Annotated in this window: 15 protein-coding genes; 8 read left to right on the top strand and 7 right to left on the bottom strand. The window is 53.9% G+C overall.

Annotation, left to right across the window (positions count from 1 at the left end; genetic code table 11):
- Positions 1 to 4: 4 nt before the first annotated feature.
- Positions 5 to 712 carry a DUF4397 domain-containing protein gene (locus ACQKLP_RS21520; RefSeq protein ID WP_427325020.1) on the top strand — a complete coding sequence of 236 codons (708 nt, stop codon included), beginning with the start codon at positions 5 to 7 and terminating at the stop codon, positions 710 to 712.
- A gap of 123 nt (positions 713 to 835) precedes the next feature.
- Positions 836 to 2,026, top strand: coding sequence for a pyridoxal phosphate-dependent aminotransferase (locus tag ACQKLP_RS21515; protein ID WP_427325019.1), 1,191 nt, complete (start codon positions 836 to 838; stop codon positions 2,024 to 2,026).
- Between the two features lie 75 nt (positions 2,027 to 2,101).
- On the opposite strand, the gene ACQKLP_RS21510 is transcribed toward ACQKLP_RS21515, so the two are convergent.
- Both ACQKLP_RS21510 and ACQKLP_RS21505 read right to left on the bottom strand, forming a co-directional pair.
- Positions 2,102 to 2,818, bottom strand: a complete 717-nt coding sequence (locus ACQKLP_RS21510; RefSeq protein ID WP_427325018.1) for a LytR/AlgR family response regulator transcription factor — start codon at positions 2,816 to 2,818, stop codon at positions 2,102 to 2,104.
- The gene (locus ACQKLP_RS21505) at positions 2,815 to 3,837 is read right to left on the bottom strand and encodes a sensor histidine kinase (protein WP_427325017.1); all 1,023 of its coding nucleotides are present in this window, start codon (positions 3,835 to 3,837) and stop codon (positions 2,815 to 2,817) included. Before ACQKLP_RS21505 ends, ACQKLP_RS21510 begins: the two co-directional genes overlap by 4 nt.
- A gap of 212 nt (positions 3,838 to 4,049) precedes the next feature.
- On the opposite strand from ACQKLP_RS21505, the gene ACQKLP_RS21500 reads away from it, so the two are divergent.
- On the top strand, positions 4,050 to 4,502 hold the full coding sequence (locus tag ACQKLP_RS21500) for a hypothetical protein (protein WP_427325016.1): 453 nt from the start codon (positions 4,050 to 4,052) through the stop codon (positions 4,500 to 4,502).
- A gap of 41 nt (positions 4,503 to 4,543) precedes the next feature.
- Here ACQKLP_RS21500 and ACQKLP_RS21495 read toward each other — a convergent pair whose 3' ends face one another.
- The 5 genes from ACQKLP_RS21495 to nusB all read right to left on the bottom strand — a co-directional run bounded on the left by ACQKLP_RS21495 (position 4,544) and on the right by nusB (position 7,638).
- Positions 4,544 to 5,206, bottom strand: coding sequence for a hypothetical protein (locus ACQKLP_RS21495; RefSeq protein WP_427325015.1), 663 nt, complete (start codon positions 5,204 to 5,206; stop codon positions 4,544 to 4,546).
- Positions 5,207 to 5,230: 24 nt separating this feature from the next.
- Entirely contained in the window at positions 5,231 to 5,818 is a 588-nt protein-coding gene (gene coaE, locus ACQKLP_RS21490) for a dephospho-CoA kinase (RefSeq protein ID WP_427325014.1), read from the bottom strand.
- 71 nt (positions 5,819 to 5,889) lie between these two features.
- Positions 5,890 to 6,249: a preprotein translocase subunit YajC gene (yajC, locus tag ACQKLP_RS21485; RefSeq protein ID WP_427325013.1), complete on the bottom strand. Its 360-nt coding sequence runs from the start codon at positions 6,247 to 6,249 to the stop codon at positions 5,890 to 5,892.
- A gap of 36 nt (positions 6,250 to 6,285) precedes the next feature.
- A complete protein-coding gene (locus tag ACQKLP_RS21480; RefSeq protein ID WP_427325012.1) occupies positions 6,286 to 6,735 on the bottom strand; it encodes a DUF1573 domain-containing protein in 450 nt (149 codons plus the stop codon).
- A 6-nt stretch (positions 6,736 to 6,741) separates the two neighbouring features.
- The gene (nusB, locus tag ACQKLP_RS21475) at positions 6,742 to 7,638 is read right to left on the bottom strand and encodes a transcription antitermination factor NusB (RefSeq protein ID WP_427325011.1); all 897 of its coding nucleotides are present in this window, start codon (positions 7,636 to 7,638) and stop codon (positions 6,742 to 6,744) included.
- A gap of 321 nt (positions 7,639 to 7,959) precedes the next feature.
- Between nusB and ACQKLP_RS21470 the strand changes: the two genes are divergently transcribed.
- The 5 genes from ACQKLP_RS21470 to ACQKLP_RS21450 all read left to right on the top strand — a co-directional run bounded on the left by ACQKLP_RS21470 (position 7,960) and on the right by ACQKLP_RS21450 (position 11,800).
- Positions 7,960 to 8,244 (top strand): co-chaperone GroES, encoded by a 285-nt coding sequence (locus tag ACQKLP_RS21470; RefSeq protein WP_126248948.1) that lies wholly within the window; start codon positions 7,960 to 7,962, stop codon positions 8,242 to 8,244.
- Positions 8,245 to 8,292: 48 nt separating this feature from the next.
- Positions 8,293 to 9,930, top strand: coding sequence for a chaperonin GroEL (gene groL / locus ACQKLP_RS21465; RefSeq protein WP_427325010.1), 1,638 nt, complete (start codon positions 8,293 to 8,295; stop codon positions 9,928 to 9,930).
- Positions 9,931 to 10,045: 115 nt separating this feature from the next.
- Positions 10,046 to 10,573 (top strand): FKBP-type peptidyl-prolyl cis-trans isomerase, encoded by a 528-nt coding sequence (locus tag ACQKLP_RS21460; protein ID WP_427325009.1) that lies wholly within the window; start codon positions 10,046 to 10,048, stop codon positions 10,571 to 10,573.
- 12 nt (positions 10,574 to 10,585) lie between these two features.
- Positions 10,586 to 11,086: an FKBP-type peptidyl-prolyl cis-trans isomerase gene (locus ACQKLP_RS21455; protein ID WP_341840590.1), complete on the top strand. Its 501-nt coding sequence runs from the start codon at positions 10,586 to 10,588 to the stop codon at positions 11,084 to 11,086.
- Positions 11,087 to 11,224: 138 nt separating this feature from the next.
- Positions 11,225 to 11,800: an RNA polymerase sigma factor gene (locus tag ACQKLP_RS21450; RefSeq protein WP_427325007.1), complete on the top strand. Its 576-nt coding sequence runs from the start codon at positions 11,225 to 11,227 to the stop codon at positions 11,798 to 11,800.
- Positions 11,801 to 11,825 lie beyond the last annotated feature (25 nt).

Here is an 11,825-nt window from a genome sequence, read left to right as displayed (position 1 = left end):
GCGCATGGTAACCAAAATGAGCCGTTTATGGACACTGGCGGCAATGACCGTAGCTGTGACAGGATTCACCTCCTGCCTGAAAAACTCGAACCCGGAACCGCAAAAGCCCGAGACCTTCATCGCTTTTGTGAATTCACTGGCCACTCCGTACGGGATGGACATCTTTATGGACGGTACTAAAATCACCAACGAAAAGATCGAATACGGGATCGCCACCGGCACCCGTTTCAACCCGAAAAACTACAAGTTCGATTTCAAGAAATTTGGTTCGGACAGCATGCTGTCTACCATCACCGCAGTTTTCGATACATCCCAGTTCACTTCGCTTTTTGTTTACGGCACACAGGCTGCAGGCGCAGAAGTGCTCCGCATCCGGGAAGACTGGTCTAACCGCTCCACCGAAAAAGCGAACATCCGCTTCTTCAACTTCGTGCCCGAATCCGGCCAGGTAGACGTGTTCTTAGGCACCACCAAGGTATTCTCCAGCCGTAGCTACGAAGACTTCCTGTCTCCCTACAACACGACCTGGACGGCTACCGAACTGGGGCAGCACACCATCACCGTGAAAACGCCCGCAGGTGCGGAACTGGCAAAGCTGGACGCAGCCAACCTCAGCGCGCGCGGCGGGTTCTACAACATCTATTACCAGGGCGTGAAAGATTCCACCAGCGGCAATCTGAAGCCGAGAGTGAAATTCACGCCGTATCAGTAACCAGCTGATCCATACACGTTTTTTACAGCATTCCGGGACTGGGTTCCCGGAATGTTTTTTTTATGCCTCCCCTCTCGTTTTTTTGCTGTAGGTTTGCCGCGGTCAACCCAAAAAATAGTACCCATGCAACTAGCAGAAAGATTAACGCGGATATCCGTTCCGCAAACCATCAGAATGGCCAAACTCAGCCGGGAACTGAAAGCCCAGGGCATTGACATTGTGGACCTCAGCATCGGGGAGCCCGATTTCGATACGCCGGAACACATCCGCGAGGCCGCCAAAAAAGCCATCGACGAAGGGTATACCCACTATACCCCCGTGGCCGGGTACCTCGACCTCAAGCAGGCCGTGGCCCACAAGCTCCAGCGCGATAATGGCCTGGAATACACCGCAGACCAGATCGTGGTGTCTACCGGCGCCAAGCAATCCATCGCCAACGCCGTGCTCAGCATCGTGAACCCCGGCGATGAAGTGATCATCCCCACGCCTTACTGGGTCACCTATTCGGAACTGGTGAAACTCTGCCAGGGCGTCGTGAAATTCGTGCCCTGCGGCATCGAGAACAATTACAAGATCACGCCGCAGCAGCTGGAAGCCGCCATCACGCCCAAGACCAAACTGTTCATGTTCTCTTCCCCCTGCAACCCCACCGGCTCCGTGTACTCGCACGACGAACTGGCAGGCCTGGCGGCAGTATTCGAAAAACATCCCCAGATCTTCATCATTTCAGACGAGATCTACGAATACATCAACTACGTGGCGCCGCATACCAGCATCGCTACTTTCGGCACGCTGAAAAACCGGACGGTGATCATCAACGGCCTCAGTAAAGGCTTTGCGATGACCGGCTGGCGCCTCGGCTACCTGGCCGCCCCCACCGAGATCGCCAAAGCGGCAGACATGGTGCAGAGCCAGTTCACCTCCGCCACCTGCTCCATCACCCAACGCTGCGCCATTACGGCCCTCCGCGGCCCGCTCGATACGGCGCAGGACATGGTGAAAGCCTTCGGCGAACGCCGGGCATTCATCTTCGACGCCCTCAAAAACATCCCCGGCCTGCACGTCAACCTGCCGGACGGCGCTTTCTACATGTTCCCCAACGTCAGCGGTTTCTTCGGGAAGCAATACGAAGGCGAGCGCATCGAGAATGCGGACGATCTCTGCATGTTCCTCCTCCATAAAGCCAACGTGTCCGTAGTTTCCGGCGCGGCTTTCGAACAGCCGCAATGCATCCGTATTTCGTACGCTACCAGCCTCGACCGTATCCGGGAAGGCATGAAGCGGATGAAGGAATGGCTGGCCAAACTGCAATAAAATTCTTTAAGCAGAAAAAGGGTGTCTCAAAAGTACTTGAGGCGCCCTTTTTATTGTTTAAATACGATTTGTGTGTCATAATGACATTTTAGCAATCACGTCCGCCAGTTGATCCTTATATCCGGAACTGACAGGCAATTCCCTGCTGCCGAGGATAGCCCGCCCGTCCGTTATTTTGTCGACATGATGGATATTAATGATGTATGAATTATGTATGCGGACAAAAAATGCGGGCAACCGGGCTTCCAATTGTTTCATCCGTTTGTAAATCATTGCGGTACCTTCCCTGTGCACCACCGTTACGTATTCCTTGAATGCCTCGAAATAAAGAATCTGGCTGTACTGCATTTTTAACAGGGTTTTGCCGGATTTAATAAAGATGATACCTGCCTGATCTGTACTGTTTTCTGGCATTGCCGCGGTTTTTACCGGCAGCAGCAGCTCCCTCGCTTTTTCAGCTGCCTGCATGAACCGTTTGAACGTGATCGGCTTTAGCAGGTAATCCAGCGCATTGTAGTCATATCCTTCCAGCGCGTATGCGGAAAAAGCGGTGGTAAATATAACCCGCTGGGCTTTGGGCAGCATGGCGGCCAGTTCCATTCCCGATAGTTGCGGCATATGGATATCCAAAAAAATCAGGTCTACCTGATGCGAATCCAGAAATGACATGACCTCAAACGCATCGTAACAGACCTGCCGCAATTCAAGGAAGGGCACTTTCCGGATATGGTCTTCCAGCAATTTTACGGCATTGGGCTCGTCGTCGGCAATGAGGCAACTGATTTTATTCATAGCGGAATCATTAAATGTACTGAATAATAATCTCCCGTTTCCATGGCTGTGAGCCGGAAGCTGCTGCCATACAGCAATTGCAGCCTTGCCCGGAGGTTCTTCAGGCCGCTACCGGCCCGATCGGGAAACCTTTCATTCATCAAACGGTTGCGCACGTTTATCTCCAGACTGGCGGGCAGTACCTGGATGTGTAGTTCCAGGAGATTGTTGTCGCTACGTTTATTGACGCCATGTTTAAACACGTTTTCTATCAATGGGATCATGAGCATGGGAGGGATTTTTATCTGTCCGGGTTCGCCATCGACCCGGATGTTGGTCTGGAGCGGCCGGTGCATCCGCATTTTTTCCAGGTCGATGTAATCGAGGATAAATTGAATATCCGTTTTCAACCTGATTGCCTTTTTATGCGCCTGATCCACGAAATAACGCATGATATTCGAAAGTTTCGCGAGCAGCTCCGCCGTTTCCGGCGATTGCCGCTGGGCCACGAAATAAATATTGTTGAGGGTGTTGAACAAAAAATGCGGTTGTACCTGGGCCTTCAGTAAGTCGCGTTCCACTTCCGCAGTGTACTGCCGCAGCCGTTCCTGTTCCTTCCTTACCGTAAAATAATCCATCGCGAGCCTGAAAATGACGCTGAAAAGATAAGTGGTGAGAGAAGACACTGCGAAAAGCGTGTACAACTGGATGGGCGTACTCTGGTCCTTTGCATCGGGCAGCAGCAGGCGCAGCATATGATATCGGGCCGTAACCCTGATGAAACAAACCAGGGTCAGCAACGCCAGCACAGCGAGAGCATATGCCACCTTCCGCCCTTTATGCAACAGGCGGGGCATGAGCCACAAGGCGTTTCCATAGATAATAGCCGCCGCGCAAAGGAGATTGATGCCGGCTGAATATGCCGCCCAAACAGGATCGGCCGTCTGCAGATAGGAGCTGAAAGTCGTCAATGCAACGATCAGCCATACTGCCAGCTGTGCCTGCAGGAGCGTAATGTCCCTCCCGAATATTTTGATCATCCCGCCAAATTTAACAAGAAAGCGGCTTGGGTACACGGCGGTTTCAACACATGGCCTGTTTTCGTCAACGGATGGATCGTTGAAGCTCTTCCCCAAAGGGTTAAAAATACAGCGGCACCTGTTGAATCGGCTTCCGGCACGGATAGAAGTCATCTAATTTTCCGGCGGAAACCAACATATTTCATCCCAAAATTTTGCAAATGATAAAAAACATGATGAAAGCAAGCCTGCTACTTGCAGCTATCACCGTTATGGCGGGAGCATGCTCCAAAGACGACAAGCCCGGAGATCCGCCAGGACCGTCCGGCGGCAAGAGCATGAAGTTGACCATCACCACTACCGGTCTGCAGGCCGGCGACCATCTGACCATGAACGTGGCTGGCTCCACCATCTCCGGCACCGCTAAAACGCTGTACAAACTCAATAACATTACGCAGGAGAACCAGCCCGCCTTTAATGTGGATCAGGCAAAACTGGCGGCCGGCCCGGTGGTCATCGAATCGGTGGTCCCCTTGTTTGTTACGTCCGTTTCGGTGGGGGGATTCAGTGCCCCGGGGCATAGTTTCACCGTAAAAATAACACCTGTTATCGACGGAAAGGAGCAGGCGGCGGTCTCTAAGGCTTTCACGACCCAGGCTTCTTCACAAACCTACCGGTTTGAATAAGCCAGGCGTCGAAGCCGTTGCAGCGGGACCATACAGATCCGTCATTGGTGATGCTGATGAAGGGTATCTTTCTGGTTTGATGCAGGTAATGTGTCCAGATACTCTTTATAACGCCGCTTGACGTAGATCCCCAGCTCGTAGGCCGTTCCGGAAGTCAGGAGCTCCGCCGGCGGGCGCGTCTTGTCCACGAACGCGTCGAGGCTGTCGCCCCGCAAGGGAATGAACCGTGCCACGGCTTCCGGGCTGTAGTACTTCCGGAAAAACCCTTCCTGCTGCACCACGGTGATGCGCCGCCGGAAAGCCTCATTGCGGTTGTTCTTCCCGAAAGATAGCAAGTCTGCCATCGCTCCAATATCGAGCCCTATGCCGGCCACCTGGTGCTTGCGCCCGTCTGCCCCTACAACCGTATTACCCGGCTTTGTCTTGTCGAACTGGAAAACATTGCCCAACCTGGGCTGTTGCACACCGCGCAACAGGCGCTCCATTTCCAGCGAATCCTTCCCATAATTCGTCCCTCTTTTCGTGAACGTCTTCAGTTGGATGCGCCGCATGGAATCGGCGGTGCGCGCGGGCACCGTGTCCGTCAAACTTAATTGCGGACGTACATACCCGGTATACGGGAATGCCGGCTTTTTCGGCGCTTCCTGTGCGGAAACCGCGGTGCAGTACATGGCGCCGCAAAGCGTTATCAGGCGGGGATTCATGCCCCGAAGCTAACGGATGCCGTTCTAAGAAAAAGTTAAAAAAGTTTCGTGCAGGGCCAGCACCTGCGGGATGACCAGTTGCTGTTCGTCGTTATATACCACATAATCGGCCAGTTTCCGCTTGATCTGCTCGTCGAGCTGCTTGTGCATCCGGGCGATCACCGCGTTGCGGTCGGTACTGTCGCGCTGCATGACGCGTTTGATGCGGAGGGCTTCCGGGGCGTACACGGTGATGACTTTATCGACGTGGTGGAAAGATTCGGTTTCGAACATGAGGGCGGCTTCCTTAATGACATAGGGGGCGTTCTGCTGCCGGGCCCAGGTTTCGGAATCGCGGATGGTGGCGGGGTGGACGAGGGAGTTGAGGACATCGAGCTCCTCCTTGTCGTGGAACACGATATCGGCGATGTGCTTGCGGTTGAGGGAGCCGTCGGGGAAATACGCCGCGTCGCCGAAATGGCGGCGGATCTGTTCGGCGAGCTGTTTATCGCGGACCATGATGTCTTTGGCGGCTTCGTCGGCATAAAAAACAGGGATGCCGAGAAGGGCGAAGATCTTCGCCACGGTGGTTTTTCCGGAGCCGATGCCGCCGGTGATTCCGATGATGCGCATGAAAAGCAAAATAATAAAAAAAGAGAAGGCGGGAAGCCTTCTCCTGTGATGTTTCCGTAAAGACCGGAAAATTATTTGGCAGCGTCGGCAGGTTTGTTCTGCGCGTTGGTGTATTCCATGCTGATGGCGGAACGCTCCATGGTGAAGAAGGTGCCGGGGCTCACTTCTACCTGAAGGGTGCCGTTGTCGTTGATTTTCTTCACTTTACCGTGGATACCGGCGATAGAAACTATTTTATCGCCTTCACGGAGGCTGTCGATGAACGTTTTCTGCGCTTTTGCCTTTTTAGTTTGCGGGCGGATCATGAAGAGCCACATAACGAGGATCATGCCACCGAAGAAGATCATGCTGCCCCAGCCGCCCATGCCGCCGCCCTGTGCGCCGCCGGCGGGGGGCGTCATCAGGAATACGTTTGTTAAGAAGTTGTACATCTGTATGTGTTTATTTGATTTGAACGGTTAAAGTTACTATTTCTTTGCCACGATCTCCGCTGTAATGCGCGGGCCGGTGTTGGCGGCGGGTTCCGTGTTGGCTTCGATGAAGATTTCCTTTTCGGTGTACCCTTCCGGGCGGCCTTTGGAATCGAATTTCACCTGGATGTATGCGGAATCGCCGGGGCGGATGGGCGCTTTCGGCCATTCGGGGATGGTGCATCCGCAGGAGGCCTCGGCGCGGGTGATCAGCAGGTCGCTGCCGCCGATGTTCTTGAACTTGAAGGAATATTCGACCACTTCGCCGGCCACGATCTTGCCGAAATGATGCACGGTTTTCTCGAAAGAGATGACGGGCTTGGCGCCTGACGGGGTGTTTTTAACCACGGTCGGGCTGTCGGCCGGCGCTTTGCTGCCGCTTTGGCTGTTGTTACAGGCGCCGAGCGCGAGCACGGCGGCGAAAAAGACGGGAAAGGTCGCTTTCATGGTCGTTTATTTACGGTTACGGTCCGTTTTCTCGATCAGGTTAGCCTGGGTGAGATCTTTGAGGATATTATCGAGGATGCCGTTGACGAACTGCCCGCTTTGCGGCGTGGAGTAGGCTTTGGCCAGGTCGATATATTCGTTGATGGTCACTTTCGTGGGAATGGTGGGGAAATAGAGGAACTCGCAGACGCCCATTTCCATCAGCAGCATGTCTACCGCGGCGATGCGCTCGGGGTCCCAGTTCTGGAGCTTGGGCCGGATGAGCTCCAGGCAGTGGTCCTTTTTATTGAGGACGGTGCTGAGGAGATCGCGGGCGTATTCCAGTTTTTCGCGGCTGATGAGCTGGAGGAAATTGAAAAGCTGGGGCTTGGAGAGGTAGTTGCCTACCAGGATGCCCATCATGTCTGCATCATCGCCCCAGTGGAGGAAATTGTCTTCCATGTGCTGGATGAACAGTTCGTTTTTCTCCAGTATATCGGAAAAAATGAATTCCACGATGTGTTTTTCGGAGGCTTTATCGCGCGAGGGGGTGGCGATATATGTTTTATAGGCTTCCGTTTCGGTGAGCTGGTTGTAGAGCTTGCGGGTGAGATCGGTGTCTTCCAGGCGGCGGAGCTTCCAGGTGTCCATGTTCACGAGGAACCCTTTGTCGTTGAGCACCTGGAACACGAAATCGTTCCCTGCCACCTTGGTGTTCACGGCGAGGTCTTCGGCGCTGGGCAGGTGCTTGGAGGCCCGCTGCTGCGCGTCCGTCTCCGCATACTGGGCCACGCGGGCCATAGAGTACAGGAGATAGGTGAATACCTGGCACGTCTGGTCCAGTTTCTCATTCAGCAAACTCATGGCAGTGCCCGGTTTCACCGTTTCCTGCTCCATGGTGTCCATGGCATACAGAGTTTGCATTACTTTTACCCGGATATTTCTTCTACTGATCATGTGTACGCTTAGGAAAATGGCCGCAAATCTACTGTTTTACAGCGACTTTATAAAAAATACTTCCGGCCGCCCTCCCCGGGCTGCCGCAAACTGCCATCTGCGGGCGGCTGACAGGCCAAAAATGAAAAAATGTCATTTTCTGGCGGTGCCGTTTGAAAATAAGTATCTTTGGAACCTGAAAATTTGACCCGAAATCCGTTTGGCACAATCTCTGTCAGGAGAACAACCGCCGGATTTCCCGGCAAACCGGATCATTTATAAACTCATCTTTTTAAAAATAGAATCAAAATGGCTAAAAGCAAATTGAGTATCAAACCTCTGGCAGACAGGGTGATCGTAAAACCCGCAGCAGCTGAAGAAAAAACCGCAGGTGGCATCATCATCCCCGACACGGCTAAAGAAAAACCGCAACGCGGAACGGTGGTAGCAGCCGGCCCCGGTAAAAAAGATGAACCCGTGAGCGTGAAAGTAGGTGACACCGTGCTGTACGGCAAGTACTCCGGTACCGAAATCAGCCTCGAAGGAGAAGACTACTTGATCATGCGCGAATCCGACATCCTGGCTGTGGTTTAATCCAGCCCTGAATTTTAACCTTCACGACCAAAGAAAATTTATACGACTATGGCAAAGCAAATATTCTTTAATACCGACGCCCGCAACAAAATGAAGAAAGGCGTCGACACCCTGGCAAACGCGGTTAAGGTAACCCTCGGCCCCAAAGGCCGTAACGTAGTGATCGAAAAGAAATTCGGCGCTCCCGGCGTAACCAAGGACGGTGTTACGGTAGCTAAAGAAATCGAACTGGAAGACCCCATCGAGAACATGGGCGCTCAAATGGTGAAGGAAGTTGCTTCCAAAACCGCTGACATCGCCGGCGACGGTACCACTACCGCCACCGTGCTGGCCCAGGCCATCATCGGCGAAGGCCTCAAAAACGTAGCTGCAGGCGCTAACCCCATGGACCTGAAACGCGGTATCGACAAAGCCGTGAAAGCCGTGGTGGAAAACCTGAAAAAACAATCCGAAAAAGTTGGCAACGACAATAAAAAGATCGAACAGGTAGCTGCTATCTCCGCTAACAACGACAGCGAGATCGGTAAACTGATCGCCGAAGCCATGCGCAAAGTGACCAAAGACGGCGTTATCACCGTTGAGGAAGCGAAAGGCACCGAAACCACCGTAGAAGTGGTAGAAGGTATGCAGTTCGACCGTGGTTACCTCTCCCCCTACTTCATCACCAACAGCGAAAAAATGCAGGCCGAGCTGCAGAATCCCTACATCCTGATCTACGACAAGAAGATCAGCACCATGAAGGACATCCTGCACATCCTTGAGAAAGTGGCCCAGCAAGGCGCTCCCCTCGTGATCATCTCCGAAGACCTCGAAGGTGAAGCACTGGCTACCCTGGTGGTAAACAAACTCCGTGGCACCCTGAAAGTAGCCGCCGTGAAAGCCCCCGGCTTCGGCGACCGCCGCAAGGAAATGCTGCAGGACATCGCTACCCTCACCGCAGGTGTAGTCATCTCCGAAGAGCAGGGTTACAAACTGGAAAACGCCGACCTGACTTACCTCGGCCGCGCTGAATCCGTAACCATCGATAAAGACAACACCACCGTTGTAGGCGGTAAAGGCAAAAAAACCGACATCCAGGCCCGCATCAACCAGATCAAGTCCCAGATCGAGGTAACTACCTCCGACTACGATCGTGAGAAACTGCAGGAACGCCTGGCCAAACTGAGCGGCGGCGTAGCCGTGCTCTACGTTGGCGCTGCCACCGAAGTGGAGATGAAAGAGAAGAAAGACCGTGTAGACGACGCCCTGCACGCAACCCGCGCTGCCGTTGAAGAAGGCATCGTTGCAGGTGGCGGTGTAGCGTTCATCCGCGCGATCGAAGGCCTCGACAAAATCAAAGGCGAGAACGAAGATGAAATGACCGGTATCGCTATCGTTAAACGCGCGATCGAGGAGCCCCTCCGCCAGATCACCGCTAACGCTGGTATCGAAGGTTCCATCGTGGTACAGAAAGTAAAAGAAGGTAAAGGCGACTTCGGTTTCAACGCCCGCACCGAAACTTACGAGAAAATGCTGGCCGCCGGTGTAATCGACCCCACGAAGGTTTCCCGCATCGCCCTGGAAAACGCCGCATCCATCGCTGGTATGCTGCTGACCACCGAATGCGTGATCGCCGACAAACCCGAACCGAAATCCGCTGCTCCCGCAATGCCGGGCGGTGGTCATGGCATGGGCATGGATTACTAATCCAACCCGTTCCGAAATATTCCCATCCCGTCCCCGCGCTTTTGCCGGGACGGGATTTTTGTATATTGTAACATTCCGGCCCCCGGCGCCGTTAAAGGTTAAAATCGCGTAACCGATGCTGTTGATTAAAGGATTACGATTCCGAAATGTGCTGACCGCCCTGTGCCTCGTGGCGCTGGCTGGAGCGATGGCGGGCTGCGCCAAAGAATCGCTCGAAAGCCAGTCCAGATTCGCGGACGACGTTTCCAGGGACATGGAAACCGTACGTACCTGGCTCATCCAGCATAAAAAAGATTCCGGCACCGTGCTCCACCCGAGCGGGATCATTTACAAGATCATCGACCCGGGAGACCGTTCGGATACCATCGACCTGGAAGAAATTCCGGTGGTGACATTCACCCGCCGGCTGTTCCCGACCGAGCAGATCGTGGAAGCCGCCCCCCTCCCTACTTCGTTCGACAATCGCAAATTGAAAGATCATATTCCCGGCTGGCGCATCGGTCTTCCCCTTATCTCGAAAGGCGGCCGCATCCTCATGTATATCCCGGCCCGGCTGGCATTCGCCAACATCGGCATCCCCGGCAGGATCCCGCCGAATTCCATCCTCATCTGCGACGTCACCTTAATCGATATCAGAAAATAACCATTCAACAGTATGAAGAAAATTTACCTTGGCCTGATCGCCCTGGCCGGCATCACCCTGGCCGTAGCCTGCAAGAAAGATAAAGACGACCAACCGCCTTACGACTATGATAAACAGGCCGCCATCGATGAACAGACCATCAAGGATTATATCGCCAAAAACAACCTGACCGGCTTTCAGCGCGATACGACCGGGGTATACTGGAAAGTGCTGCAGAATGGCGAAGGCGGGGATACCATCAAGCTGACCGACCGTTTCAACATCTCCTACAAAGGCTGGCTGCTGAACGGCACCCGGTTCGATTCCGCCAACACCACCACCTTCGACGACGTGCGCCTCGGCACCACCGGCCTCATTCCCGGTTTCAAAGTGGGCTTGCAGAAAACGACCAAAAAAGGGAAAGTGCTGTATTTCATTCCCTCCGTGCTGGGATACCGCAATGCCGACCGCGGGACCATTCCGCCGAACAGCGTGCTGAAGTTCGAAGTAACGCTGAACAACTATTACTATTGATCCGGTAAGAATTCCCCTTAAACATATCATGCCCGCCCGGTTACGACCGGAGCGGGCATTTTTCATTCCGCAGAAATTGTAGTACATTTAGAAGGACCACTATCTAACGCTTTTTTTCCGGTACTATTCCCCGTCGGCATGCAACGATCGCCCGTTCATATCGCCCCTTCCGTAATGCAGGAGCACAGGTTCCTGGAGGTTTTCCGTGACCAGGAGGCCCGCCTCTTCGCGCTCGCCCTGCGCATGACGAAATCCGCCGAATTTGCGCAAGACCTCGTGCAGGAAACTTTCCTCAAACTCTGGGAACACCGCGAACAAATGCCCGACATCCGCAACATGGACGCCTGGCTCTACCGCGTGATGGAAAACAGGCTGATGGACTTCCTCCGCAAAGCCGCGGCCGACGAACGTTTACGGGAGCGGATCTGGAGCGCCCTGGCACAGGAGCCCCCTTCCCCCGCCACCATCACCGAAGCCCGGGAATACCATGCCCTCGTTTCCAAAGCCATCGATCAGCTTCCACCCCAACGACGGCTGATCTACCGCCTCAACCGCGAAGAAGGCATGAGTTACCTCGAGATCGCCGATGAACTGAAAATCTCCCGCCACACCGTCAAAAACCAGCTTTCCTCCGCCCTCCAGGCCATCCGCGCCTTTCTCGTCAAAACCACCGGGCCGCTTTCTGTTCTCCTGACTTTTTTTTATTTCCGATAGGAACATTTCCCCGCTGCTCCGTCTT

This window comes from Chitinophaga sp. NPDC101104, from assembly GCF_050277495.1.
Lineage (GTDB): Bacteria > Bacteroidota > Bacteroidia > Chitinophagales > Chitinophagaceae > Chitinophaga.
The sequence above is the reverse complement of the archived record's forward strand: the minus strand, read 5'-3'. Positions and strand labels throughout refer to the sequence as shown.